21 protein-coding genes and 2 pseudogenes are annotated in these 25,634 nt (G+C 44.3%); 7 read left to right on the top strand and 16 right to left on the bottom strand.

Going from position 1 to position 25,634, the window contains the following annotated elements:
• Window positions 1-98 precede the first annotated feature (98 nt).
• The 6 genes and pseudogenes from kbl to BLT07_RS02000 all read right to left on the bottom strand — a co-directional run bounded on the left by kbl (window position 99) and on the right by BLT07_RS02000 (window position 4,471).
• Window positions 99-1,292: a glycine C-acetyltransferase gene (gene kbl / locus BLT07_RS02025; protein ID WP_091865614.1), complete on the bottom strand. Its 1,194-nt coding sequence runs from the start codon at window positions 1,290-1,292 to the stop codon at window positions 99-101.
• A 91-nt stretch (window positions 1,293-1,383) separates the two neighbouring features.
• Entirely contained in the window at window positions 1,384-2,865 is a 1,482-nt protein-coding gene (gene glpK, locus BLT07_RS02020) for a glycerol kinase GlpK (RefSeq protein ID WP_091865188.1), read from the bottom strand.
• Between the two features lie 123 nt (window positions 2,866-2,988).
• The gene (locus BLT07_RS02015) at window positions 2,989-3,462 is read right to left on the bottom strand and encodes a hypothetical protein (RefSeq protein WP_091865186.1); all 474 of its coding nucleotides are present in this window, start codon (window positions 3,460-3,462) and stop codon (window positions 2,989-2,991) included.
• Window positions 3,463-3,547: 85 nt separating this feature from the next.
• Complete coding sequence (locus tag BLT07_RS02010) at window positions 3,548-3,802, bottom strand: hypothetical protein (protein ID WP_091865184.1); 255 nt, start codon at window positions 3,800-3,802, stop codon at window positions 3,548-3,550.
• A gap of 4 nt (window positions 3,803-3,806) precedes the next feature.
• A pseudogene (locus tag BLT07_RS02005) lies at window positions 3,807-3,998 on the bottom strand (antibiotic biosynthesis monooxygenase family protein); the annotation flags it as partial.
• A gap of 116 nt (window positions 3,999-4,114) precedes the next feature.
• A complete protein-coding gene (locus BLT07_RS02000; RefSeq protein ID WP_091865181.1) occupies window positions 4,115-4,471 on the bottom strand; it encodes a hypothetical protein in 357 nt (118 codons plus the stop codon).
• A gap of 96 nt (window positions 4,472-4,567) precedes the next feature.
• On the opposite strand from BLT07_RS02000, the gene BLT07_RS01995 reads away from it, so the two are divergent.
• A complete protein-coding gene (locus BLT07_RS01995; protein WP_091865180.1) occupies window positions 4,568-5,080 on the top strand; it encodes a CvpA family protein in 513 nt (170 codons plus the stop codon).
• 143 nt (window positions 5,081-5,223) lie between these two features.
• Here BLT07_RS01995 and BLT07_RS01990 read toward each other — a convergent pair whose 3' ends face one another.
• The 3 genes and pseudogenes from BLT07_RS01990 to BLT07_RS01980 all read right to left on the bottom strand — a co-directional run.
• A complete protein-coding gene (locus tag BLT07_RS01990; RefSeq protein WP_091865179.1) occupies window positions 5,224-6,285 on the bottom strand; it encodes a proline racemase family protein in 1,062 nt (353 codons plus the stop codon).
• Window positions 6,278-7,237, bottom strand: a complete 960-nt coding sequence (locus BLT07_RS01985; protein WP_091865178.1) for a bifunctional Delta(1)-pyrroline-2-carboxylate/Delta(1)-piperideine-2-carboxylate reductase — start codon at window positions 7,235-7,237, stop codon at window positions 6,278-6,280. Before BLT07_RS01985 ends, BLT07_RS01990 begins: the two co-directional genes overlap by 8 nt.
• A gap of 93 nt (window positions 7,238-7,330) precedes the next feature.
• Window positions 7,331-7,738: pseudogene (locus BLT07_RS01980) on the bottom strand (hypothetical protein); the annotation flags it as partial.
• A 342-nt stretch (window positions 7,739-8,080) separates the two neighbouring features.
• Between BLT07_RS01980 and BLT07_RS01975 the strand changes: the two are divergent.
• The 5 genes from BLT07_RS01975 (at window position 8,081) to BLT07_RS01955 (ending at window position 14,385) form a co-directional block, all read left to right on the top strand.
• Window positions 8,081-8,557: a CAP domain-containing protein gene (locus tag BLT07_RS01975; RefSeq protein ID WP_091865176.1), complete on the top strand. Its 477-nt coding sequence runs from the start codon at window positions 8,081-8,083 to the stop codon at window positions 8,555-8,557.
• A 259-nt stretch (window positions 8,558-8,816) separates the two neighbouring features.
• Window positions 8,817-9,356 (top strand): 3-hydroxyanthranilate 3,4-dioxygenase, encoded by a 540-nt coding sequence (locus BLT07_RS01970; protein WP_091865175.1) that lies wholly within the window; start codon window positions 8,817-8,819, stop codon window positions 9,354-9,356.
• Between the two features lie 12 nt (window positions 9,357-9,368).
• Window positions 9,369-10,976 carry a CHASE domain-containing protein gene (locus BLT07_RS01965; RefSeq protein WP_091865173.1) on the top strand — a complete coding sequence of 536 codons (1,608 nt, stop codon included), beginning with the start codon at window positions 9,369-9,371 and terminating at the stop codon, window positions 10,974-10,976.
• Window positions 10,977-11,129: 153 nt separating this feature from the next.
• A complete protein-coding gene (gene amaB, locus BLT07_RS01960; RefSeq protein WP_091865171.1) occupies window positions 11,130-12,683 on the top strand; it encodes an L-piperidine-6-carboxylate dehydrogenase in 1,554 nt (517 codons plus the stop codon).
• Between the two features lie 1,138 nt (window positions 12,684-13,821).
• Window positions 13,822-14,385: a hypothetical protein gene (locus BLT07_RS01955; protein WP_091865169.1), complete on the top strand. Its 564-nt coding sequence runs from the start codon at window positions 13,822-13,824 to the stop codon at window positions 14,383-14,385.
• On the opposite strand, the gene BLT07_RS01950 is transcribed toward BLT07_RS01955, so the two are convergent.
• Both BLT07_RS01950 and BLT07_RS01945 read right to left on the bottom strand, forming a co-directional pair.
• Window positions 14,382-15,380, bottom strand: a complete 999-nt coding sequence (locus tag BLT07_RS01950; RefSeq protein WP_091865167.1) for an acyl-ACP desaturase — start codon at window positions 15,378-15,380, stop codon at window positions 14,382-14,384. The genes BLT07_RS01955 and BLT07_RS01950 overlap by 4 nt on opposite strands.
• Before the next feature lie 89 nt (window positions 15,381-15,469).
• Window positions 15,470-16,204: a metallophosphoesterase family protein gene (locus BLT07_RS01945; protein WP_091865166.1), complete on the bottom strand. Its 735-nt coding sequence runs from the start codon at window positions 16,202-16,204 to the stop codon at window positions 15,470-15,472.
• A 206-nt stretch (window positions 16,205-16,410) separates the two neighbouring features.
• Here BLT07_RS01945 and BLT07_RS01940 point away from each other — a divergent pair, with 206 nt between their 5' ends.
• Window positions 16,411-17,352 (top strand): carbohydrate kinase family protein, encoded by a 942-nt coding sequence (locus tag BLT07_RS01940; protein WP_091865164.1) that lies wholly within the window; start codon window positions 16,411-16,413, stop codon window positions 17,350-17,352.
• Here BLT07_RS01940 and BLT07_RS01935 read toward each other — a convergent pair.
• From BLT07_RS01935 to BLT07_RS01915, 5 genes are all read right to left on the bottom strand, one after another.
• On the bottom strand, window positions 17,349-18,425 hold the full coding sequence (locus tag BLT07_RS01935; RefSeq protein ID WP_091865162.1) for an amidohydrolase family protein: 1,077 nt from the start codon (window positions 18,423-18,425) through the stop codon (window positions 17,349-17,351). The two genes, BLT07_RS01940 and BLT07_RS01935, sit on opposite strands and share 4 nt — an antisense overlap.
• 42 nt (window positions 18,426-18,467) lie before the next feature.
• Window positions 18,468-19,238 (bottom strand): 3-keto-disaccharide hydrolase, encoded by a 771-nt coding sequence (locus tag BLT07_RS01930; protein ID WP_091865160.1) that lies wholly within the window; start codon window positions 19,236-19,238, stop codon window positions 18,468-18,470.
• A gap of 102 nt (window positions 19,239-19,340) precedes the next feature.
• A complete protein-coding gene (locus tag BLT07_RS01925) occupies window positions 19,341-20,639 on the bottom strand; it encodes a Gfo/Idh/MocA family protein (RefSeq protein ID WP_091865158.1) in 1,299 nt (432 codons plus the stop codon).
• A 6-nt stretch (window positions 20,640-20,645) separates the two neighbouring features.
• Window positions 20,646-22,205: a RagB/SusD family nutrient uptake outer membrane protein gene (locus BLT07_RS01920; RefSeq protein WP_091865156.1), complete on the bottom strand. Its 1,560-nt coding sequence runs from the start codon at window positions 22,203-22,205 to the stop codon at window positions 20,646-20,648.
• Between the two features lie 9 nt (window positions 22,206-22,214).
• Window positions 22,215-25,409 carry a SusC/RagA family TonB-linked outer membrane protein gene (locus tag BLT07_RS01915; RefSeq protein WP_091865154.1) on the bottom strand — a complete coding sequence of 1,065 codons (3,195 nt, stop codon included), beginning with the start codon at window positions 25,407-25,409 and terminating at the stop codon, window positions 22,215-22,217.
• Window positions 25,410-25,634: the final 225 nt, after the last annotated feature.

The following is a 25,634-nucleotide window of genomic DNA, read 5'->3' as shown; positions in this document are numbered from 1 at the left end:
GTTTAAGTGTTTATTAGGTGCAAATGTAACTTGTTAAACATTATTAACAAAATCAATCTTTAATTTTTTTAACGTCTTTTATGGAAAAAAGAATGCATTTAAACGATTTTTAATGCTTTTCCGACCTCGATAAAGGCTTCAATGGCCTTATTTAAATGAACCATCTCATGCGCTGCGGACAATTGTACGCGTATTCGAGCTTTGTCTTTCGGTACTACCGGATAGAAGAAACCAATGACATAGATTCCCTTTTCCAACAGTCGGTTTGCCATTTCTTGCGCAAGCTTGGCATCATAGAGCATCACGGGTACAATGGCCGATTCGCCGTCGATAATATCGAAACCGGCCTCTTTTAGGCCTTTTCTAAAGTAGGTTGTATTTTTTTTAAGGGTATCGCGCAACGAGGTATCCTTTTCCAATAGTTCGAATACCTTAATAGATGCCCCGACTATGGCAGGCGCTAAAGAATTCGAAAAAAGATACGGGCGCGAACGTTGGCGCAGTATTTCGATAATTTCCCTTTTCCCCGTGGTATAGCCGCCCATTGCGCCGCCCATTGCCTTTCCTAGGGTGCCGGTAATGATATCTATACGGTCCATTACCCCTTTTTCCTCCAAAGTACCCCGCCCAGTCTCACCGATGAAGCCGGTGGCATGGCAGTCGTCGATTAAGACCATGGCATCGTATTTCTCGGCCAAGTCGCAAATTTTGTCCAATGGTGCTATGAGGCCATCCATAGAGAAAACGCCGTCCGTGACAATTACTTTGAACCGGGCGTTGTCATCATTGGCTTGTTTCAATTGTTTTTCGAGGTCGGCCATATCGCTGTTTGCATAGCGATAGCGCATAGCCTTACACAGGCGAACCCCGTCTATAATAGAGGCATGGTTCAGCGAATCCGAGATAATCGCATCCTCCTTGCTGAGTAGGGGCTCGAATACCCCGCCATTGGCATCGAATGCGGCGGCGTATAATATGGTGTCTTCGGTGCCATAAAAATCGGCTATCTTTTTTTCCAGTTCCTTATGGATATCCTGCGTGCCACAGATAAAGCGTACCGAAGACATACCGAAACCATGGGTGTCCATCGTATCCTTGGCCGCTTGAATGACTTCGGGATGCGATGATAGTCCCAAATAATTGTTTGCACAAAAATTGATGACTTCTTCTCCGGTTGAAATTTTGATGACCGCATCTTGGGGAGAGGTGATGATGCGTTCCGTTTTATAGAGACCGTCTTCTTTGATCTGGTCCAGCTCGTTTTGTAGATGTTTTTTTATTTTTCCGTACATAGTGTGAAAATAGTAAAACCCACTTAAAAAGCGGGTCATTTTAGATTTCATTTTTGATGCTATACCTGTAAGGATATCATTTAATACGATATCAATGATCTTCCCAATCTTTGGCACGCTCCACGGCTTTCTGCCATTTCTTGTATAGGCGCTTCCGTTTCACCCGGTCAAAAGTCGGTTTGAAGATGCGGTCCATAGGCCGGTTTTGGTCGACATCTTCCTGTTTCCATAACCCCACTTGGATACCCGCCAAAAAGGCCGCACCCATGGCGGTAGATTCGATAACTTCCGGTCTGTGGACTTCCGAATCGAGAATATCGGCCTGAAATTGCATGAGGTGATTGTTGGCGCAGGCTCCCCCGTCGACGCGTAGGTTTTTTAATTGGATACCCGAATCGTCTTCCATGGCTTTTAGGATATCCTTGGTCTGATAGGCCAAAGCTTCCAAAGTGGCCTTTGCGAGATGCGCTTTTCCAGTATCCCGGGTCAGGCCGAACACGGCGCCACGGGCATACATGTCCCAATACGGCGCGCCTAGGCCGGCAAAGGCCGGTACGACATAAACGGGATTTTCCCCTTCCACCGAATCTGCCAAAGCTTCGGTTTCCTTGGCATCCTTGATCAGTCCCAGGCCATCGCGTAGCCATTGTACGGCTGCCCCGGCGATAAAAATACTGCCCTCAAGGGCGTAATGTACCTTTCCGTCAAGCCCGTAAGCGATGGTCGTCAAGAGTCCATTTTTGGAAAATTGTGGGGTTGTACCGGTGTTCATCAGCATAAAACAGCCGGTTCCATAGGTGTTTTTGGCCGTCCCCTTCTTAAAACAGGCTTGTCCGAAGAGCGCGGCCTGCTGATCTCCGGCTATTCCGGCGATGGGAATTTTCGTGCCATCTAAATCATAATCCCCAAAATTATAGGCTGAAGGTTTCACTTCCGGAAGCATTAATTTTGGGATGCCAAGTGCCTTCAACATTTCATCGTCCCATTTCAAATTCACGATATCATAAATCATCGTTCGGCTGGCATTGGTGTAATCCGTAACATGATGCTTCTTTTCGGTCATGTTCCATACGAGCCAGGTATCGATAGTGCCCATCAGCAGGTCGCCGTTTTCCGCTTTTTTCCGTGCGCCATCCACATTATCCAAGATCCATTTGACTTTGGTACCCGCAAAATAGGAATCGATGACCAGCCCCGTAGTATTTCGCACATGCTCGGTCAATCCGCTTTTCTTTAGGTGCTCGCAGATGTCGGCGGTACGCTTATCCTGCCAGACGATAGCGTTATAAACAGGTTCTCCATTATTTTTATCCCAGACCACGGTAGTTTCCCGTTGGTTGGTAATGCCGATGGCCTTAATGTCGGAGGCGTTAACCTTTTCCTTTTTAAGCAGTTCATCGAGTACGCCCATTTGGGTTTCCAGAATTTCTTTGGGGTCATGTTCTACCCATCCCGATTTCGGAAATATCTGCTTGAACTCCTTTTGAACCATGCCCTTAATTTTACCTTTTTCGTCGACCAAAAGGGCGCGGGAGCTGGTGGTACCTTGGTCTAGGGAGATGATGTAGTTCATGTTATCACTGTTTTTTTAATTTATATTGGAAACGCTTAAAACTAAGACTAAAATTCGGGTTTTCATCCGTTCTATGTGGATGGATCTTGCCCCTGCCCTATGTTTGGTCTCTATTTCCGTGGTTTAATTGTTGATTATTTTAAGTTGATTTTTATTTATCACTATATCCACGCTAAGACCATATTCCAAACCCTTTATCTTTGGAAGGATGAGTTCAAGTATATTTGGTAGTTGAACATGATCTTCTTTGGTTTCCGGGTCGGGCATATAAATCAATCCTTCATAGGTGAGGGCCTTGTGGTAAAGTAAAACGTCAAAAAAATAAAAATTCTCCGGCGGAATATGAGCAGACCAGGCAATGTTCTTAAAAAAATATTTTGGTTCCCTTATTTCATAGGCATGAGGTGAAATATCCAAATTGATAGTGCCCATGAAATAGTTGCTTAAATCCAGACCTCGTGCTAAAAAATGTCTGCATTGTTGGTTTAGGGTTCCTTCTGGATATCTATTATCCCCGCCTTTTCCTGAAGCAACACCATGTCCGGATTTTATTTCTCCCCTAACTTTAACGAATTCTATTGATTTTGACGATTTCATTGGTTTTCCATTTCTTCGTCTGGCTTTCTTTTCTTGCTTGACCGTTAAATATAAGGCTTAAACTTCCGAATTCAAAGCACGGGCACTACTCGATGGTAATCGTAACCGAAACTTCGTTGCCCAGTGCGTCGATGGCGGTGATGCTGTGTTTCCCTTGGGATGGGATGGTCCCGATTTCATGAAAATTCTGGGTCTGGCGAAGAAACTTCTCATTGAGATACCAAAAGACTCCGATTTCGGGTTGGGTGTGGGCCAGTTTGATTACCATTTCATTGGTCTTGCCCTCGAAGTTATTGGTCAGGCCGATACGGCTTCCGTTCTTGGGATAGATAAATCTCATGGGAGGCAATGGCTTCTAAACTTTCCCAATAGCTGACCGTGATGCCTACTTCGTCCCTTGCGCTTTCGATGCCCAAGTAACCCTGTTGTTGTTTGGCCAGTTTTTCCATTTCATCGGCCATTTTCGCGTAACCGTTGTCACCATCGGTACGAGTGGAAGTAAAGATTACAACGTAGTATGGTGTCATTCCGAGCATTCTGTTGCAAGTGGTTCGTATGATTGATCAAAGGGCTTTTTACTAAGGGCTACGTAGTCGAAAACAAAAAGATTCCTTCGCTCCGTTGGCCTTCGGCACTGGAGCTCGGAATCACGTCAAACGATATACTCCCTTTCCAAAAAATATCCCACGATTGCCTCTTTCATCAGCACCGATTGTTCGCCCGCCTTTAAGGCCGGCAATTCTTCCTTGGTCGTATAATGTGGCCATCCCTCTTCATCAAAAAACTCGAATTCGTAGTATCCGTAAGGCTCCAACAGTCGGCAGATGGCGATATGCATCAAATCGAGCTTTTGATCTTTTTTGAATGTTCTATGGTGTTGGCCGAGTTCTTGAACACCGACTAAATAGATAATCGCATCAAGTTCCAAAGGGTCGCCATCGGCGAATTGCGCGGAAAGTTTTTCCACCAATTCTTCCCAGTATCTTTTTAGTTGTTCGTCTCTTGCCATGGTATTACCCTTTCTTTACGCGTTGCAATTTCCGGTGCCTTAGAAAAGCATCAAAGGTACAAATCAAAATGCTACTTTTGTTCAAACACATCACCGATGAGCTTCTTGGATATCATTTTAGGATTATTGCTAGTATGGGGACTATGGAGAGGCCTTAAAAACGGACTTATCATCGAACTCGCTTCGATTTTTGCCTTGATTGCAGGTATCTTCGGTGCTATCCATTTTTCCTATTATGCGGGGGATTATCTGTCCCAAAGTATGGATTGGGAAGAGCGGTACATCAACCTGACCGCTTTTGTCATCACATTTATCCTAATTGTACTGGTCGTGCATATTTTGGCCAACCTACTGACCAAAATCGCTAATTTCGCCATGCTCGGGTGGCTGAACCGATTGGCCGGTGGTATCTTCGGAGTGGTCAAAGTAGCGGTCATACTCGGGGCGCTGTTGGTGTTCTTCGACCGCGTCAACACCTCCGCTGGTTTGGTCAAAGACGAAAATATGGAGCAGTCCGTGCTGTATGGGCCTATCAAGGAAATCGGGGCCTTGATATTCGATTATGTTTTAAAGGAGCCAGTCGTTGAGAAAGAACGTATTCGGATCTAAAGGAACTATTTCTCACATATTTTAAAGTCTTACTGACCCGTTAGTTTTTGCTTACTTAGTATGTGCCATTTAACTTTCCAATATGTAATAATGCACCCATGAAAACCAAGTTTTTTCTACTTTCTAAACGGGCCATTAACTTTTCATAGAATAAACCCATCTTTAGTTGGGTCTTTGGGGTCGATAAGAAAGGTGTGCACCCCTGTAATATAAGCGGAACCCTCCACTTGAGGAATGACTGACCGAAAAGGCCCATAATCCGCCTCGGATACCACCGAACCCTTGAATACCGAACCTGTGATGCTCTCAATGGCTAAAGTCTCACCGATTTCGATTTCTTTTCTTGCCCTGTGGATGGCCATCCTTCCCGAAACGCCAGAACCCGTCGGGCAGCGGTCTACTTCTCCCTCTGCGAAAATGCAGACGTTTCTACTATCGATATTGGGATGGGCGGAATCACCGATGAAAATGGTCCCATAGAGAAAACTGAGATCATCTTCAAAAGGATGGATGATTTCCCTATCCTGTTGCATTACGGCACGTTTGATGTCCATTCCAGCGGAAATCAAGGTGCGGTACGAATTGGGAGTCAAATCAAAATTGAAATGATTCTTTACCATATCGACATAGGCGTAAAACGCACCTCCATAGGCTAGGTCATAGGTCACTTTTCCTAAATTTTCGACCTCTAGCGTTCTATCGAGACCGACCACGAAACTGGGTACACCGTGAAAGCGTACGCCAGTTACTTTGCCTTCGTGTACATTCGCAAAAGAGGTTATCCGTCCGCAAGGGGTGTCGATTTTTAAGAAATTTTCGCCCTCCTGAACGTCTATCCATCCCATTTCAACGGCCAAGGTCGAAAGGGCGATGATGGCATGGCCGCACATGGTACTATAGCCTTCATTGTGCAGAAAAATGACTCCGAAATCGCCGTCGTTATCGTTGGGGGGCGTCAAAATACAGCCGTACATATCCGCATGGCCGCGGGGTTCGAACATAAGAGCGGTGCGTAGGTGGTCGAAATTAGCCTTACAGTACCTGCGGTACTCTAAAACGGAATTTCCCTGCAGTTCTGGAAAACCTTCAACAATCACCCGTAAAGGTTCGCCGCCGGTATGCATATCGATGGTCTTGATCTGTATCCAGTTTTTAGGCGGATTGAAATCCGTCATCTGCTTTATGTGTTGGAAAACCTTATCCATTGATAAATAGTTCATAATAATAGGATGCGGCCATCAAATCTTCGAGCGCATGCCCGACGGATTTAAAGTACGTGATTTCTTCGGGATGGCTTCTTCCCTTTACGGTATCGGTACACAGGCCGAAGAGATCTCCTTTTATGTTTTCCTCCTTTAAAACACCACTTTTTAAGGGAATCGCGATATCACCACTTTCTTTGAGTCCGCCTTGAAAAGTATCGATATAAACGGATGCCTTTGATACAGTAGCATCATCGGCCTCGCGCATATCTTTTCGATAGGCGCCGACCAAATCGACATGTTGGCCTGCTTTCAGATATTTTCCTAAAACTAAGGGCGTTTTGGAGAGCGTCGCAGCGGATATGATATCGACTTCGCCGATTTTTTCTGAAATGGTTTTCACGGCTTGACATTTGAAGGCTTCCCTTTTTAAGCTATCGCAGACCGCTTGGGCTTTCTCGAAATTCCGCCCCCAGACATAAACGTTTTTGATGGGCCGGACACTGGCATGCGCACGGATTAAATTCGTGGAGAGTGCGCCCGTGCCGATCATCAACAAAGATGACGAGTCCTCACGGGACAGAAATGAAGAAGCCAGTGCAGAGGCGGCGGCCGTTCGTTTAGCGGTTAGGCTCTTTGCCTGAAGTATGGCTTTCATCGTACCCTTTAAGGCATCCATCAAAACATAGACCGCTTGGATCGAGGGCAAACCAAACTGTCCGTTTTTTGGACTTACCGTAGCGATCTTAACACCTGCCATTTTGCCCGAATGCCAAGCCGGCATCAGTAAAAGGGTGGAATCTGCCCCCACTTTCGGATTCGGAAAATCGTGGTGGTGTCGCATAGGCACCAAGATTTCCTCGGATGCAAAACCCGTTTTCAGGGCCGCTATCAGCTCTCGAAAATCTGTATTTTCGTTTATAAAATTGTCGGGGATTTGAACCATTTTTTCCATAACCCTCAAAAGTAGGGAAATAAATGGGGATTGGATAAGGCATCAGTTACAAGCCTATCCGTCGACAGGCATACCTCACAGCGGAACTTGCCTTTATTCCTGAACGACCTCAACCCACTGCCCTTGCGTCCGTACCATGTAATCATTGTCGTACATGGCCTCGACTTGAATTCCAGGCAGATAGTACCGTCCCAGGTAAGACGCATGCAACAAAATCCTAAAGGTCTTGGTAGCCAGCTCTCGGTTCGCTAGAGTCTTGGACGTGCTCAGGCTTTCTGATGTACCGTTGACCGTTATACTAGCGTTGATACCCTTTCCACCGACCATTTCGGCGAAATTAGCCATCGCCAATAGGGTGAAGGCCGTACTTTGGGTACTCATCCACTATTTTTCGGATAGACGTTTGGCGATAGACTTGGCCATATCCTGCGCCTTGGTCTTATCTTTTAATAGGATATACGTTTCAAGGGCCATCGCACGGTTTCTATCGGACGAACCATAGATGTCTGGTATTCATGTAGAAATCTGATTGAGCGAATTCGTTTACAAAAACAATGGAGTTTAAAATACAAACGGACACGATTTCGATTGAAGTTGAACCTCAAGCAAACCCCGATATCAAATAAGAACGAAGATGAAACGGGATTAATATTTGAATCGGGTTATCACTAAATCCAAGAAATAAGTATTTCATCGAAAAGAAACAATATAAAATGAGAGTCCGCAGAATTTTTTCAATATTAGCCTTGTGGATGTTTCCCCGCATCGACATCAAGAACACGAGAATCCCCATTCTACGCACCTACTTTTCGGAACACGCCTACTTACAAAATAGAACTTTGTATGAAAATGAGGATGCACCTAGTCGCATTCGCCGTATTTACATGTACTTTGGCCTCTTGTACTAAAGAATCTGAAGCAGCATTGAATATCGCCGAGAGCGAAAACGTAACTGAAGTAGAACAGGAATTACTGAACACCGTCAATGACCATCGGATTTCGTTGGGAAAGAACGGACTTCAGTTCAACTCGGCCGCCTATCGGCACGCCAATGCCCATACCGACTATATGATTGCCAAGGGCGCCATCAATCACGACAATTTCACGGCCAGGGCCACCGATATTTCTGCTGAAACAGATGCGGTATTCGTGGCAGAGAACGTTGCGAAAGACTATTCGACCGCTACGCAAGCTTTTCAAGGTTGGCTAGCCAGCACCAAGCACAAACGCACCATGGAAGACGATTTCACCTATACCGCCGTCAGTGTTAAGAAAGACGCGGATGGCAAACTTTACTTTACCCAGATTTTTTATCGGTAGGGGACATACTCCTGCCATTTGGTAATTCGAGTTTTTGTGTCTATCTTTTTACCTTCTCCGTCGTTAAATTTAGCAACCATAGCTACAACTATGCTTGAAAATTTTGCCTTGGAAAAGGAAAAAATAAATTTCTCAAAATTCCCGAATTACTAAATGGGACGAGTATATTTTTATACATTTGAAAAAACTGTTTATGATTTGGTGTTTTTCCATGCATCTGATAAACACCTAACTGTATTAAGTAACAAACTTTCCCCCCATGCCGATAGCCCCCCCATTCAATCTCACAAAATGGATCTCCGAAAACCGCGACACATTAAAACCGCCCGTTGGCAATAGAAACCTGTATAAAGATGCCGGAGATTATATCGTAATGGTCGTGGCCGGCCCGAATGCCCGAAAAGACTATCACTACAACGAAACCGAAGAGCTTTTCTTTCAATTGGAGGGCACGATTATAGTCCACATTCAAGAAGACGGGCGCAAAAGGACCTTTGAACTCGGTCCCGGCGATATGTATCTGCATCCCGCAAAAGTACCGCATTCGCCTGTTCGCCATGAGGGCAGTATAGGTCTGGTGATCGAACGAAAACGTGCCGATATGAATGTCGACGACGGACTCCTCTGGTTTTGTGATAATTGTAACCATAAACTCTACGAAGTCTATTTTACGCTGAACGACATTGAAAAGGACTTTTTAGGGCACTTTAAACATTTCTACGGCTCGAAGCAATTGCGAACTTGTGATAATTGTGGCACGGTGATGCCCGTTGATGAGCGTTTCGTTGCAATTCCCTAACTTGCGGTACTTATGACGAAGTCCCAAATAGTTAAATATGCGGCAGTCTCAATTTTAGGAACCGCTATCTCGGTCTTCATTTTCTATTCCATTAACAAAACCTATCAAGACAGAAACAAGGCCACGGTCGACAATGCTGTGGCCAAGGCGGAACTTAAGCTAGGTGAGGAGCTGAACAAAATAAACCTGGTCATTGAGTCGATGGCTTTTTTTTACGAGAATACATCGGAAGTTTCTCAGCAGCTCTTTGAACGTTTTACTAATCCCTTTCTAAAGGAATTGAACGGAATCGGGGCTCTGGAATGGGCGCCAAAGGTCGAAGATTCCCTCGAAAAAGATTTTGAAAGGTTGACCATCATTACCAAGGCCAACGCTACCGACAGTTTGGTGGTTTCAACGACAAAGGGAATACATTATCCCATTCAAGTTTTGAACCCCTTAAAATCCTTACAAAAAGCGGTCGGCTATGATCTTTATTCCGATGATACGAGAAGGAGGGCTATAGATAGGGCCATCGAAACTCAAGCCATCTCACTGAGCGGGCCAATGGCTCTTGTGCTGAACAATGATGGTATACCAGGTGTGATGGCGGTAAAATCGGTATCCGATACTATCAAGAACAGAACAAAGGGGGTCGTGGCAGCCGTATATCGCATGGATGCTCTCATCGGCAACACCCTTGACTCCGAACTGAAGGTTCTCAGCATCTGTATCCACGACGAAACCTCCGAGAGTGAATTATTATATTCAAGTTTCGACAAGGGGAAAACCGAAGATTTTTTCAATAATTCCATCAATAAGCGTATAAAGGCGGCCGATCGTCTTTGGGATATCCATTTTATACCAAAACCGAAGTATCTATCCTTCCCCCATGCGTTCGAATCGTATGTAGTTCTTGTACTGGGGCTGATATCTACGCTATTATTAACCTATACCATCAAAAAAAGAGACGGATACAACGACCGGTTAGAAGCAAGGGTACGATTGCGAACCGCAGAACTGGAAGCTTCCAACGCGTTGAAGGAAAACCTGCTGCGCGAAATACACCACAGGGTCAAGAACAACCTGCAGATTACATCGAGCTTGATGAACATGCAAAAGCGCAAGCTGAACAGCCAGGAGGCCATTACTGCCCTTGAAGATAGCCAGGCCCGCATAATGGCCATTGCGCTGACCCATCAAAAAATTTATCAGGATAAAGATTCGAAGGCTGTCAACCTCTCCGAATATCTAAATGACCTGATGGAACATACTAAGAAAATTTCGTCATCCTTCAGTTATAAAATCGATTGTCCCGATATATCCATAGACCTAGATCGGGCCGTACCGCTTGCACTTATCATTTCAGAACTGGCGACGAACGCGGTAAAGCATGCGTACCCCGATGCTACTAAATACAATGAACTACTTGTAAACGTCGAACGTTCGAACAACCAAGAGGTCTCTTTGACAATGCTCGACAATGGACAAGGGCTCCCCGACGATTTTGATATCGAAAATGCCGAGGGTATCGGTTTTGAAATCATACGGGCCTTATGCAGGCAGATTTCTGCAAAACTCACTTATGCATCGAACGGAAAAGGTACCCAGTTCAATCTTGTTTTTAGGAACATAGTGTAGAACAGGATCCGTGATAAGTAGGTATAACGCCTATGACCGTCAATCAATGGCTTTACACGGATTCTTGGCCTGAGTTTTGATTTGGGCGTTTTCTGATTTATAAGGTTTATCTTCGCATCAAATTATCACATTACATACTCAAAAAGTTATAAAATGTCAAAAATAGCAACGCAATTTGGTATTGATACCGCCTTAAAAGCATTAGGAATAGAAGCGTTAAATAATGGAACCTCAACGGGGTCTAAGAATTTTGGTTCTGGAGAAATCTTAGTATCGCATTCGCCCGTAGACGGCGCCTTGATTGCTAAAGTAAAAACGACGACTGAGGAAGATTACTACAAAGTAATGGCCACTGCCACTGCGGCCTTTACAACCTGGCGGACCATGCCCGCACCGCAGCGTGGCGAAATCGTTCGTCAATTTGGCAACAAACTCCGCGAACTAAAGGAACCTTTAGGAAAGTTGGTTTCCTATGAAATGGGAAAAAGTTATCAGGAAGGCTTGGGCGAGGTTCAGGAAATGATCGATATCTGCGATTTTGCGGTCGGTCTTTCAAGGCAGCTACACGGACTTACCATGCATTCCGAGCGGCCCGGGCACCGTATGTATGAACAGTATCATCCGCTTGGGGTAGTCGGCATAATTTCCGCCTTTAATTTTCCCGTGGCCGTTTGGGCCTGGAATACCGCTTTGGCGTGGGTCTGTGGCGATGTTTGCGTTTGGAAGCCTTCAGAAAAGACGCCTTTGTGCGGAGTAGCCTGTCAAAATATCGCAGCTGAGGTTTTTAAGACGAACGGACTTCCGGAGGGTATCTCCTGTTTGATCAATGGGGATTATAAAGTAGGGGAGATGATGACCACGGATTCCCGAATCCCCCTGGTTTCCGCAACTGGTTCTATACGAATGGGAAAAATAGTGGCTCAGGTCGTTGCCGCAAGGTTGGGAAAGTCCCTATTGGAACTCGGCGGCAACAACGCCATAATCGTAACCCCCGACGCCGACATCAAAATGACTGTCATCGGTGCGGTATTCGGAGCGGTAGGTACTGCGGGCCAAAGGTGTACCTCGACAAGAAGATTGATCATTCACGATTCCATCTATGACAAAGTAAAGAATGCCGTGGTCGACGCTTACAATCAATTGCGCATTGGGAACCCTTTGGACGAGAACAACCATGTCGGTCCCTTAATCGATACCGATGCTGTCGACATGTATAATAAAGCATTGCAAAAAGTCGTCGAAGAGGGTGGGAAAGTCATCGTTGAGGGCGGAGTTCTTGAAGGTGAAGGCTATGAAAGTGGCTGCTACGTGCAACCCGCCATCGCCGAGGCCAAGCCCGGTTTTGAAATTGTGCAGCACGAAACCTTTGCTCCCGTACTTTATCTTTTGAAATATTCAGGAGATGTCGAGAATGCTATCGGTATTCAGAATGGGGTGGTTCAAGGGTTGTCCTCCGCAATAATGACGAACAACCTTCGTGAAGCCGAACATTTTCTGTCCGTAGGAGGAAGCGATTGCGGTATCGCCAACGTCAATATCGGAACGTCGGGTGCTGAGATCGGCGGGGCTTTTGGAGGTGAAAAAGAAACCGGTGGCGGCCGTGAAAGTGGTTCGGATGCTTGGAAGGTGTATATGCGGCGGCAGACGAATACGATAAATTACACTGATAAACTCCCTCTAGCCCAAGGAATAACATTCAAACTGTAAAGGTGCAATCCTCTCGCTCCTCTGGTCGCTCGTCGGTTGCAGGGGCACAAGGCATACAATTTAGTTTTTAAGGATGCAATCCTCTCGCTCCTCCGGTCGCTCGTCGGTTGCAGGAGCGCAGGGGATAAAATTTGATTTGTAGAATGAAAAAAACCCGCTGTTTTCCTTCTACTTGCTCTTCCCCCGAATGGGCAAGCAAAAAATACAGCGGGTATTGAACACTAAACTAACTAACTCAAACAACTATTTTACAAAAGGAAGGATAAAATGCCTTCTTATGTTATTTTCTCTAGGGTCCCTTTTACAGGTTCCGTTTGTCGGATTCTCCAACTTCCTCTTAGTAGGGCCTGTGTTCCAAGAACGATGACCATACAGGTGAAAGTTGCTATTTTGATGATTTCGGTTTTCATAGGTTCTAAATTCTGTCTAAATGTAATATGATTATTCTCGATAGTCCAATCCTTTTGTATGGATGGTTATTTTTGACGTATAGTTGGAGAACGGTCTTACATCGGATGCTCAAATAGTAGTGTCGTGAAATCAAAAATGGATAACAAATCACATTGACCTTTTTAACTGTAAATACAACAGGCCTTTTCCCGATAAAGAATCCGCTGACCGCTTAGCTCCTTCATGCCGAACTTGCGTCAACACTGGCTCAAACCGTCAGCGGGCTCCCAAACCAAACTTTATTAAAAATCAACCCAATGCCGGAACTTTGTCGGGAGGGATGATATTCGGTTCTATCCAATTAGGTTATCAACTCTTCCGCAATCTCTACAATAGTTGTTCATCGAGCAAACCCTTTTTTACCAATGGCACCGAAAAGTGTATATCTGGCTTCCTTTAGTTAATTTATTGTTTGCTTTACCACATTGATTGTTAGGATTTAATAGAGTAATTTTAACATTGCTTACGATTTTTTAATACATTGTATTAGGTAACACCAGATAATCGTTAAAAGGGAAAAGCAATTATTTGTAGGGTATCATCATTGCCATCGTGCACGACACTTGTTTTTAAATAACCCGTTGTAGTTTTTGCGGCATTGTCATGGTTGGGCTAGTAACGATACTGAAGAGGGCAGGGCGAAGAATTGAAATTTCAATCAAAACTATAATCTTTAAATACGAATACTATGGATTACGAAAATATAAACGTTTGGTACTGGTTGATTCCCATAGTAGTAGGAGTCATCTGTGGAATTATAGGGTATTCGATGGGCAAAGGAAATGTCGACGCCATCGATAATTCGGCAGAATTACAGGCTTTGCACGATAAGAATTCCAAATTACAATCCGATCTGGATGTATGCAATAAAAAATTAATCGCTAAACCTAGCGGCAGCGGCAATGTATCTTCCTCTTTAGCGGCTGCTCCGACAACAAAAGCTATGTTAACCGCCTTCGATGCGGCCGCGGCAAAAACTGCTTTTGGGAAAACAATTATTCAGGATGATTTAAAGGTTGTAGAAGGAATCGGCCCGAAAATCGCAGAAATGTTTCATGGTGCCGGCATCACAACCTGGAAAGCGCTATCGGAAACCTCGGTCGCCAGCTGCCAAGACATCGTGAACAGCGGCGGGGATCGCTACAAAGTACATGAATCAGCCTCATGGCCCATGCAGGCCAAAATGTGCTATGAAGGCAAGTGGAAAGAACTGTTCAGGTGGCAAGATGAGCATCGTCATGGGAAACTTTAAACCATTCCATTGGCCTCTACCCACTTAAATCGATATTGATCTTCGGGGAATTTCATGCGCTCCGAGATACGTTCTAACCTTTCAGGGAGTCTTACGAGGTAATCGCGGGCTTTTTCGGCTTCGTCATTAAGGCTTCTTACCTTGTCGATTTCCCAATAGCTGTTGAGTTTTCTTAGGATATCCACATAATCTTGAGCCGTATAGACCCCGAGACGTTGGGCACAGTTCGAGAAATTTTCGAAGGCCGTTCCAATGGTTCCGCCCGATTCCCTTAAAAAATGGGCGGGCATTACGATTTTCTTTTTCATCATATCGGCAAAGGCAAGTACCATGCCCGATGGGTCTTCGCCTAAAATGGTCTTTACGAATTCCCGATAGGCCAAATGGTGCCGCATTTCGTCGCCTGCGATGATGGTACACATCTTTCCTAAAAGCGCATTTCCTTTCTTCTTGGCCATCTGCCCTACGCGTTTATGGGAAATGTTGGTGGCCAGTTCCTGAAATGTGGTATAGACAAAATTTTTATAGGGGTCTCGATCGGTGCCGATATCGAATCCGTCGGCTATCAAATGTTGCGTGGTAATCTCGATTTCCCGCATATTTACCCTTCCAGAGAGGTAGAGATATTTGTTGAGCACGTCGCCGTGCCGGTTTTCTTCACCAGTCCAAGCACGTACCCATTTCGCCCAACCGTTGGTCTTATTATCGCCATGCTGATCGATACCTTCGACATCCATCAACCAAGATTCGTAGGTTGGTAGGGCTTCTTCGGTAATGGTATCGGCGACCATGGTCACCCAAAAATCATAACCCAATTCTTTCGATTCTCCCCGCAGTTCGCGAACAGACTCCAAAAAATTGTCATTTTCAGAATCGGGCAAAAAATCCGAAGGTTGCCAAATATCTTCGATGGGGATTAGAAAAGAATCCATGAATCCCTCCACCTGCGGCTCTATGGCCTGCATCACTTCTAATCGTATGTTCTTTTCAGCCATGGTCTTAGTTTTTTTCTGAATCTTTTTTTACAAAGTTCGTCAATAATATAAGGAATTTAAACAATAATGGAGTCAATTTTAAGACGATTTTAATTCCTTCCGCGTTCGTTCGGATATAGCGTATGCACCGGATCGCTCTGCCATACCTCTTTGGTGTCTACATCTAGTAATGACAACGCCCCTTTGAATGCTGCCCCGGTGTCGATGTTCCAAACGTTGGCGATTTGTTTCGGTTCGACAACACCTGTTTTTGAAAGAGGCGTATGGCCGATAAATATCGCTCTATAATGGGATAATCTTTTAGGATAAAAAGAGTTTCCTTGCTGTAAGTCGGGGTTTAAAGATTGCGCCAGTTCCCAAAGCGTACGGTCCCAATAGAAGTTTTCCGGAAAATACTCATAATCTATGCCTTTCAAGTTTGTAAAACCGGCATGTAAAAAGAGCCTATTTTCCGCATCGAGATGCGTGTTTTGCAGATTTTCGTAAAAGAGGATGTGTTCTTCCTTGGTTTTTGGATCCGCCTTGCTATAGGAAGCCAAGGTGGCAACCCCGCCATGCTGCAACCAAAGTGGATTATCCTTTCCGCCCCGGAGCCATTCCAAGCAAAGTTCGTCGTGGTTTCCGCGGATGTAAATACAGTTGTGCGTTTTTCGCAGGCCTATCAAATAATCGACGGTTTCGACGGCTTCTGACCATCCGTCAACATAATCCCCCAAAAAAATCAACAGATCGTCCGAAGAAACCTCCGCCCTTTCCAAAACCTGTTTTAACGCCTTTAGTCCCGAATGGATGTCCCCGATAACAAGAGTCCTTTTTGTATTCATAGCGCAAAAATAAACAGGATTACAGGATTATTGGAGGTACAGGCTATATTTTATTGTCATTGCAGAGAAACTTGAATTATTCCAAACTTAGGCTTGGAATATCGAACAGGCACTCTACTATAATTCCCATTTTCTAGCAAAACATACAAAAATAGGGTATCATCACAGATTTGTGCTTACTTTTAAGCGATTGAAAAATTCTAGAAATGAAGACTATCTACTGTATCGGCGAATTACTCATCGATTTCGTTGCCGAAAATCAGGGCAGTGACCTATCAAAAGCGGAGGTATTTACAAAGAAACCGGGTGGTGCTCCCGCAAATGTCGCTTGTGCCATTGCCAAACTGGGCGGTGATAGTAAATTTATAGGCTGCGTTGGCCTTGATCCTTTCGGAACTTTTTTGTTGGATGTGTTGGAACAAAACAAGGTGGACACCTCTTTGGCGCAACGTTCGAAGACCTTTACCACATTAGCTTATGTCTCCATTGCCGCGGATGGCGAGCGAGATTTCGTCTTCAGTCGTGGAGCCGATAAAAAACTCAAATACGATTCCGCGATTAAGAAGGGTTTCGAAGAAAATATGGTGCATTTTGGTGCGGCGACCGCATTATTGGGAGGTGGGCTTGAAGAGGCTTATTGCCGTTACCTGTTCGATGCCCTGACCCAAAAGGCTTTTATCAGCTTTGACCCCAACTTTCGGGGTGATCTCTGGAAGGGGGAGGAAAAAATCTTCGTCAAAAAATGTATGCATTTTATTGAAAAGGCACATTTGTGCAAGTTCAGTTTGGAGGAAGCCCAATTGTTATCCGGGGAAAAGGAGTTGGAAAAAGCCTGCGCCATTCTCCACGAAATCGGTACGCAAATCATAACCATAACCCTTGGGGAAAAAGGTACATTGATCAGCACCCCAAGCCTCAAACAAATGGTCGCAACTATTAAGGTAGATCCTATTGATACCACCGGTGCCGGAGATGCTTTTATTGGATGTTTGCTCTATCAGATTTCCCTACTAAACGACCCCCACTTAATTTTGGACGATAACGAACGATTTGTTGAAATGGTAGAGAAGGCTAACAAGGCAGGAGCTTTAACCACTAAGAAATTTGGTGCCATACCGGCCTTGCCGGGGCATGACGCTATTTTTTAATCGGCAAACATTCCGAGCCACTTTTTAGCGTTTTGCGAGAAGATTTTGTCTACGGCCTCTTTTGGGAGCTTTAGCCCCGCGAACTCTCCGTTTACCCGTTCACTACGCATCGTATCATCGGTCACAAAAAAACGCCAATCCTGTAACCATCTGTCGTGGATATCTTTTTGAAGGGCAACAGGATTTTCATCGCCATCATCGGCCTTGTCTGTGGCATATAGGATGCGGTCTTGGTATTTAATAAAAAAATCGCGCACCTTTCTGCGGTCCTGAATGGTCTGATAAAATACTTGTCCCAGTCTAGCGGCGAGGTCCACGCTCATATTGGGAAACTTGTCCAAACGCTTTGCCAGCTCGTCCACGCTCCATTCGAGACTGCCCATATGCGCGCCCATAAAGACAAGATCAGGGTGTTTTTCTAGCATCCGGTCGCGGGCAGCGATCTGTTCTTGATACGACGGTAGTTCGGGATGTTTATACATGTGGTATTCGGGATGTTCCTTAAAATACTCCCGGTCATTGTTTACTGTCATTTCATCCAAGGGAAGCCAACAGTTTTGCGGTTCGCCCAAATGCCCCAACAAGGGTATTTTCCGTTTTGCGAGATGGTCGAAAATTGGGTCAAGCTTGGGATTATCGACCATAACAAGTTCGTTGTTCTTATCCCTAAAGACCATCCCGATGTTCTTCCAAACCTTTACCGCAATCGCCCCATCTGCGAAACACTTGTCGAGATAGACAATCGTGTTTTTAGTAAAATCGGGGTCGTCCCAATCGGCTATCGAAAATGAGGCAGCGATCTCAAATTCATCGGGATGCGCCTTTTTCTGAACGGCGCAATAATCAAATTGTTTTTCAACGTATTCCTGCCCTTTAGAAAGGTCTACTACAATATTGAGCATACGGAAATTATCTTTTTTGGCTTGATCTACAAAGGTCTTGCGGTCGGTCCAAATATGGGTATGCACATCAATTTTTTCTACCTTGCCAAAATCTTCTAAGGTATAAAACTCCTCCTCATCCATAAACAAGAAAGAAAGGGATATTATGATGACAATCCATAATGTTTTCATGGCCTTTTACCTGTTTTGCTGCATTGATGCCTGTGCGAACTTTTATAACTTAGGCGCCGTTTGCTCTTCGGAAGTTACACCCGGAGGCAGTTCAATAATCTTAAAATTCCTAAAATGGATTTCCGCTCCCTCGGATTCAAGGCAGAAATATCCTTTCTTTTGTGTCGATTTCGAAATACCGTTTACAAATTTCCCATTGACCGATAGTTTGATGACGCCATCTACGGCCACTACGTCGTAGGTATTCCATACTCCTTTTCCCTTGGCGCGGTTTTCGATGGATTTACTTCGCTCCCCCCTGGGATTATCTGGATCGGTCACAACACCGCCAACACCCCAGACCTCGCCATGAACATAGGCTATAGGTTGCTGCACACCATTCTTGGCGTTGATGTTCACCCAATCGAGTTCGAGCATCTGGATTTCCACACCGTCAGGCAAAGGGGAGTCCGCCGGGGGATTGGCGCCGCTCCATGCGAAAACCCCCGAGTTTCCGCCCGCCTCCATATGCATCCACTCTACGTGCAGAATGAAATTTTCATATTGTTTTTCCGAACGTACAACACCTATAGGAAGTCCCAAATTAACTAAGACTCCATCGTCGTTGACGGTCCATCCTTTTTTAACCGTGTTGACATTGATCCATTTGAGCGTAGAGTCGTTGTCTGTATTGCCAGATAATGAGTTTTCTAACGTAGTTGATGTGCCGAACTCGAACTCAAAAGCTTCGTGTTGGGCGTTGCAAAGGCTATAGGCCGCTACAATGAAGAAAATGGACAGATGGGTACTGATAGTTTTTAATGATTTTTTCATTTTTCAAATTCAATAGTTGGAAAATGCCATAAGTTATGTTAAGCCACAATTAACGCAGACACATTGGATTTAGCGGCAATTATGGTTTAACGTAACAACTTATTACCTTGTAACCCCTGGAACCGCTATTTTTGGCCCCTGATATTCTAAATCCCAACTATAGCTATCGGGCCCCAATACATTTGTTGAATTCATGACCTCTTCCCATGTAACTGTCTGTCCGGTGTAGGCAGCCGTTCTACTCATAACTCCCATTAATGTGCTATTGGCTGCCATTTCACCATCATTGATTCCATTACCCTGCCGGATAGATTTAAACAGTGCATCGTGTTCCGACTGGTACATATCGTTCTCCTCCCCCTGGTACCGCCATGGGTTTTTGCCTGTAATCTCATGTCTTGTGCCTTCGTATAAGGCATTGCCATCGGTGCCCATTATTTCGACGGAGTTTTTGGAGGAGCCCCCGTTTTGCTGCCGGGTAAAGGCGTAGCCTTTGACCCCGTTATCGTATTCATACTCCAGTGCGAAATGATCGTAAATATTACCGTATTTTTCATCCGTTCTCCACTGTCGGCCTCCGGTTCCGGTTGCCGTTTTCGGCATTTTATCGCCCATGGCCCAAGTAATCATATCGAGGCTATGCACGAACATCTCCACTAAAAAATCTCCAGAAAGCCAGTTGTAGTAATACCAATTACGCATATGGTATTCCATATCGTTCCAATCGGGCTGTCTTTCTTTGTACCAAAGCTCGCCACCGTTTCGGGTAGTCGAAACCGCTTTAATCTCCCCAATGTCCCCGGCCAACACTTTTCCATACAGCGCCTGTTTGGGCAAATCGTACCGAAAACAAAATCCCGATACCATCGATAGGTTTTTTTCCTTTGCCTTTTTTGCAGCAGCCAGCACTTTACGGACCCCAGGGGCATCGACTGCTACCGGTTTTTCATAGAATACGTGTTTGCCCGCATCGATGGCCGCGGTAAGATGATCAGGCCTAAACCCGGGCGGGCAGGCTAACAATACCACATCAACACCTGAATCGATTAGTTTTTGGAAAGCGTCGAAACCGATGAACTGCCGTTCTTTGTCCACTTGCACCTTTTCTGCGTGCGTTTTTTTAAGTATCTCCAAAGAACTGTTAAGCCGGTCTTCAAAGATGTCTGCCATGGCGTACAAGACCGTATCGGGATCTGCGGAAATCGCTTGTGATGCAGCTCCGGTACCTCTGCCGCCGCAGCCAACTAAACCTACTTTCAAAGTTTCTTTACTTCCTGAAAACAGAGGGTTCGCAAAGCCCATGTTCAAAGTGGCGGCACTGTAGATCGTTGCGGCGCCGGTGGTTTTTATAAAGGTTCTGCGGTCTGTTCCTTCTCCAATTACAATATCTTTCTTCGCCATAATTTTTTATTTTACATACCCCGGATTCTGGGTAATTATATCATTAATATCCATTTCTTCTTGGGGAACAGGCCAGCAATAGTCTCTATTTTCATTGAAAGTAGCGACCCTTCCCTTATCTATAAGAGTCCATTGACCAGAATCGTCAATGTAATACATTCCTTTGACCGCCCCGGCCTTTACTTCACCTATTTTCCAACGATTGATATCAAACAACCGCAGGCCTTCGAAGGCCAATTCCCTGGCTCTTTCATCCCTGACGATTTGCCTTAGTTCCGCCTGCGACTTTCCTTCGGTAATTGCAGGCATATCAACGGTTGGTCTTTGTCTTATGGCATTTATGGCATCATAAACCGATTGATCGATCTCGTTCAACTCTATTTTAGATTCTGCATACATCAGCAAAACATCAGCATAGCGCATCAAAATCATATTTATGTCACCAAGATTTGAATTAGCAGAAAAAGACTCAAAGTCCACCCACTTCTTTAAATTGTAACCATTTGTCGTGGCAAATTCAGTACTACTGATCTTATCCGCGGTAGGACTATCTGGCCAAGAGTTATAGATATCATTTCCTGCCGGCTGCCCGGTATAATAAGTAACATAATTCCATCTTGGGTCTTTATTTTCAAATGGATTGTTTGGATTCACAGGGCCGGTGTACTCATACTTTTCAAAAAGACCGTTCATGGGCTCTACTCCCGAACTACCTCCCAAGGAAGCTGCAGAATAACCAAATGCATTATACGTATCACCACCGACTGCGAATTGTCTGTCAAAAATTACCTCACTGGAATTTTGACCTGCGACTTGGAACAACTCTGGATAATTAGGGTAGAGGCTGTAAACACCCAAATCCATCACAGCCTTGGAAGCATCGCGGGCCACCTGAAAATCGTTATTTCGGATCGCCACTCTCGCTTTTAAGGTTAAGGCGGCTCCCTGAGTGACCCTGCCTATGTCATCTCCTGAATAGCTTACTGGCAAAGCATTGGAATTAATAATATCATTCAGTTCATTCATCACAAAGGCGACTATCTCTTCTTTGGAATTTGTAGGACGATTATCATTTATATCAACAAGTTCTGTTATTAAAGGTACATTGCACCATAAACTAGAAAGTTGCGCATAGTAATACGCCCTGAGAAATCTGGCTTCCGCAGTTATTCTTGCAATTTTAGCTTGATCACTATCTACTATTTTATCAATATTTGCAACAACATCGTTTGCCCTTCTGATACCGATATAGTACCGGTTCCAAATGCCGGTAATCGTAGCGTTGGAGGGATCGATTTCACCAAAACGGACATCATTAAAAGTAGGAACATTAGAATACTTGTGATATCCGATATCGGTAACGCCATCCAACGCAATTACCATTTGTGTACCATCCATTTCGGCATATACGGCATTAACCGCTAACTCTGCATCCCTTACGGTATTCCAATAGGTGTCGTCAGAAACCGCGCCCGTTGGGGCTATATCCAGACTATCACTACATCCCGTTAACGAGACAGTAACAACGAAGAAGAATAAACCTTTTATATATGTATATCTTTTCATAATGTTTTTTTAAAATTCGATGTTTAAACCTAAACTCATAGTCTTTGTTTGTGGAAAGAACTGACTTCTACCTCTTGGGGTTTCAGGATCAAAAAGATTCTGGGGGGTAAATGTCACCATGTTTTCTCCGGAAACATAAATTCTAAAGTTAGAAAACACTTTCTGATCTATAGTATAGCCCACTTGAAAGTTTTTTAACCTGATATATTTAGTGTCGACTAACCAGAAATTCGATTTTACAATATTCCAATTACCACCAGCTATTGCCCTAGGCCATGTTCCATCAGGATTTTGAACCGGGTCATAAGCGTTTGCGGTCATTTCACTGGGTATGAAGTTCTGATAAGCAGGTCCTTCCACCAATGCACCATCTAGAGTATGATATTGTTTTCCCACACCCTGCCAAAACATGGATAGGTCAAAACCTTTAAAGGAAGCACTGGCCCTTATACCAAATTCATATCTAGGATCCTCATTGCCAATGATAATCTGATCTCCTCCGGGAGCAAGGGATTGTGATATGACCCCGTCGCCGTTCACGTCTTTGTAAATGATATCGCCAATTGTTGCACTGGAACTTAAACGTACCGGGTATTGATCTAAATCGGCTTGGGTACGGTACAGACCCGGTGAATCCAATCCTCTAAGTGTGTTAATAGAATACCCCTCTTGCCAAACCGTAAAACCATCGTTGAAGTAAGGCCCTGCACCCTTCAAATCTTCAATCTTGTTGATTACATCGGAAAAGTTAACACCTATGGAGTAATTGAAGCCGTTATCGGGTTTATAAACACTGTTATAACTTAGACTAAGTTCATACCCATTATTTGAAACTGCTGCCGCATTTTGAACAGGTGCGTCTACGCCAATGGTGCTTGAAATGGGTAATTCTAATAAGATATCATCGGTATACTTCCAAAAGTACTCAGCTACAAATGATAATCGGTCATTCAAAAAAGAAGCATCTAGTCCAATATTGGTTATTGTTGCCGTTTCCCAGGTAATATTTGGATTTCCAGCCTGGGTTATAGCTGACCCGGAAACGGGGTTCCCAGCAAATTGATAGTTTTGGTTCAGGTTGTATGTGCTTCTAAACTTATTGAGTCCGATATCCTGATTCCCCAACTGCCCCCAAGATGCCCTTAATTTAAGGTTACTGAGCACTGCACCATCAGAAACGTTTTCCATGAACGACTCATTGGTTATATTCCACCCGGCAGAGACCGAAGGAAAATAACCATATCTATTACCGTCCCCAAACCGGGAGGAACCATCAATTCTTAAATTGGCTTGAAGCAAATATCTGTCATCAAAGGAATAATTAAGCCTTCCAAACACGGAGCGAAGCCGCCATTCTTCCCGATGTCCACTTATCTGTTGATTATCGACTCCTCCTGCGTCTAAATCTCTTAGGTCATTGTTAAAAAAACCTTCCCGAGAAGCCGAAACGATTTTGTTATTGTAATGGATTTCTTCGTATCCCAAGAGCCCACCAAGGTCGTGGGAACCAAAATCCTTCTCATAATCCAGATATAATCTTTGGCTTAATTCCTTTTCAGTAAAGGTTGCCTCGGTCAACTTATTTGTCGCAAACCACCCCGATACGGTTACGGGCTCACCGGTAACGTAATTTTTCATACCTGCCAAACTATTCATAAAGGTATCGGTACCTTGATTATTCGATTTATAGGTAACATTGCCTCTAAGCGTCAGTGCATCACTGATTGAATAATCAATTCCTCCCTGTGCCACAACATCATTTGAAATCCTATTCGTTTCTCCCTCGGTCGCCATCGCATCGGCATTCCACTGTCCTGAAATTAAATCGTAGGTTCCATCAGGGTATTCCATCACGACATTTCTATTCATATGAAGAAGGGCCTGAACAATCTGTTGTCCCGCTATTCCTGAAGAATTTATGGCATGTCCTGGTCCGCTAAAATTCCCGTTCCGGTACATAAGCCCTACCTTAAAAGTAAGTTTATCGTTGGCATACAAGTCTGCATTGACAAGCACGGTAGTTCTTTTATTATTAAAGTTTTTAATGACACCGTCTGTATCGTTGTAATTTACAGACGTAAATATTTTTCCGATTTCACTACCTGCCGATATTGAAAAACTGTGTTGGTTCATTAGAGCCCCATTTCTGAAAATCCCTTCTTCCCAATTGGCAAATGGGAATTCTAAGGGCTTGGTGCCGGCAAGTACATTTGAAATATATTCCTCGGAATAGGTGGGAGTGCCACCCGCATTTACCTGAGCCGTATTTTCCAGCCTCATCCATGACTCATCATCCGCTTTTTCCGGAAAGAAACTAGGGTGCTGAACACCAAATAAAGCATTGTAGGATAACTTTACCCCAGTTGAAGCTCCACGTTTTGTAGTCACAAGAATAACTCCGTTTGCAGCTCTCGATCCGTAAATAGCGGCGGAAGCGGCATCTTTTAACACTGAAATTGATTCTATATTCTGAGGTTCAACGGTGCCAAGAGACTGCTCAATACCATCTACCAAAACTAAAGGGTTGGAATTGTTAAGGGTACCAACCCCTCGAATGCGTATTTTAACGTCTTCAACTCCCGGTGCTCCTCCCGAATTAAAGACGGTTAGACCAGGAACTTGGCCCTGCAAGGCATTTGCAGTGTTGGTTACGGGCCTTTGCGCAATTTGATCGGTGGGAACCGTACTAATTGCCCCGGTGACCTTTGCCCTACTTTGCGTTCCATATCCGACCACGACCACTTCATCCAGACCTGCGGCATTTTCGTCCAAACTTACCGAGATATTCGATTGGCCGTCAACGCTCACTTCTTTAGTGGTAAAACCGATATAGGAAATGACCAAAATGGCGTCGTCGCCCACTTCGAGGGTAAAATTACCGTCAAAATCGGTCTGGGTACCATTGGTAGTGCCTTTTTCTAAGATGTTAGCGCCCGCCAAAGGAACCCCGGTGGCATCGGAAACGGTTCCCGAAATCTGTTGCTGTAACCTAGTGTTCTTGTCAAAAGGAATGGATATCACGTTGGGTATCTTCTTCTCAAAACTAGCGTTTTTGAGAGGTATGCGTAATACGGTCTTATTGGCGTATGAATTGGCCTGCGCCTGAAACAGTGAAAAGATTAGGGAAAAGACGGTCAATTTCAGTTTCAAATCGATTTTTAGGAGACACCAAGGTGACCTTGCATTCTCGTAGTGTTGCTTCATAATTTACGAATTAGTTATTAATTGGTTTTTTAATTTTTACCACGCGAATCTTTGAATAGAGATGCTACTCTAACCTTACTTTGAATATAGTTAAAATTATACAAAATATTCTGATAAAATAATTTTTAATAAAATTTATATTTGTATTATTTAAAGCAGAATTTAAATGTTAATCCCCGGCTGCTTGAATTTGGATATAGCCGATTTACTTTTATAATTTTTTGG

Source organism: Pricia antarctica (genome assembly GCF_900101815.1).
Taxonomy (GTDB): domain Bacteria; phylum Bacteroidota; class Bacteroidia; order Flavobacteriales; family Flavobacteriaceae; genus Pricia; species Pricia antarctica.
Note: the sequence above shows the minus strand (reverse complement) of the source record. Positions and strands in the feature narration are given on the sequence as shown.

Coding starts and splice junctions, on each gene's coding strand:
- kbl (WP_091865614.1), bottom strand. CDS start 1,292: ATGTACGGAAAAATAAAAAAACATCTACAAAACGAGCTGGACCAGATC.
- glpK (WP_091865188.1), bottom strand. CDS start 2,865: ATGAACTACATCATCTCCCTAGACCAAGGTACCACCAGCTCCCGCGCC.
- BLT07_RS02015 (WP_091865186.1), bottom strand. CDS start 3,462: ATGAAATCGTCAAAATCAATAGAATTCGTTAAAGTTAGGGGAGAAATA.
- BLT07_RS02010 (WP_091865184.1), bottom strand. CDS start 3,802: ATGAGATTTATCTATCCCAAGAACGGAAGCCGTATCGGCCTGACCAAT.
- BLT07_RS02000 (WP_091865181.1), bottom strand. CDS start 4,471: ATGGCAAGAGACGAACAACTAAAAAGATACTGGGAAGAATTGGTGGAA.
- BLT07_RS01995 (WP_091865180.1), top strand. CDS start 4,568: ATGAGCTTCTTGGATATCATTTTAGGATTATTGCTAGTATGGGGACTA.
- BLT07_RS01990 (WP_091865179.1), bottom strand. CDS start 6,285: ATGGATAAGGTTTTCCAACACATAAAGCAGATGACGGATTTCAATCCG.
- BLT07_RS01985 (WP_091865178.1), bottom strand. CDS start 7,237: ATGGAAAAAATGGTTCAAATCCCCGACAATTTTATAAACGAAAATACA.
- BLT07_RS01975 (WP_091865176.1), top strand. CDS start 8,081: ATGAAAATGAGGATGCACCTAGTCGCATTCGCCGTATTTACATGTACT.
- BLT07_RS01970 (WP_091865175.1), top strand. CDS start 8,817: ATGCCGATAGCCCCCCCATTCAATCTCACAAAATGGATCTCCGAAAAC.
- BLT07_RS01965 (WP_091865173.1), top strand. CDS start 9,369: ATGACGAAGTCCCAAATAGTTAAATATGCGGCAGTCTCAATTTTAGGA.
- amaB (WP_091865171.1), top strand. CDS start 11,130: ATGTCAAAAATAGCAACGCAATTTGGTATTGATACCGCCTTAAAAGCA.
- BLT07_RS01955 (WP_091865169.1), top strand. CDS start 13,822: ATGGATTACGAAAATATAAACGTTTGGTACTGGTTGATTCCCATAGTA.
- BLT07_RS01950 (WP_091865167.1), bottom strand. CDS start 15,380: ATGGCTGAAAAGAACATACGATTAGAAGTGATGCAGGCCATAGAGCCG.
- BLT07_RS01945 (WP_091865166.1), bottom strand. CDS start 16,204: ATGAATACAAAAAGGACTCTTGTTATCGGGGACATCCATTCGGGACTA.
- BLT07_RS01940 (WP_091865164.1), top strand. CDS start 16,411: ATGAAGACTATCTACTGTATCGGCGAATTACTCATCGATTTCGTTGCC.
- BLT07_RS01935 (WP_091865162.1), bottom strand. CDS start 18,425: ATGAAAACATTATGGATTGTCATCATAATATCCCTTTCTTTCTTGTTT.
- BLT07_RS01930 (WP_091865160.1), bottom strand. CDS start 19,238: ATGAAAAAATCATTAAAAACTATCAGTACCCATCTGTCCATTTTCTTC.
- BLT07_RS01925 (WP_091865158.1), bottom strand. CDS start 20,639: ATGGCGAAGAAAGATATTGTAATTGGAGAAGGAACAGACCGCAGAACC.
- BLT07_RS01920 (WP_091865156.1), bottom strand. CDS start 22,205: ATGAAAAGATATACATATATAAAAGGTTTATTCTTCTTCGTTGTTACT.
- BLT07_RS01915 (WP_091865154.1), bottom strand. CDS start 25,409: ATGAAGCAACACTACGAGAATGCAAGGTCACCTTGGTGTCTCCTAAAA.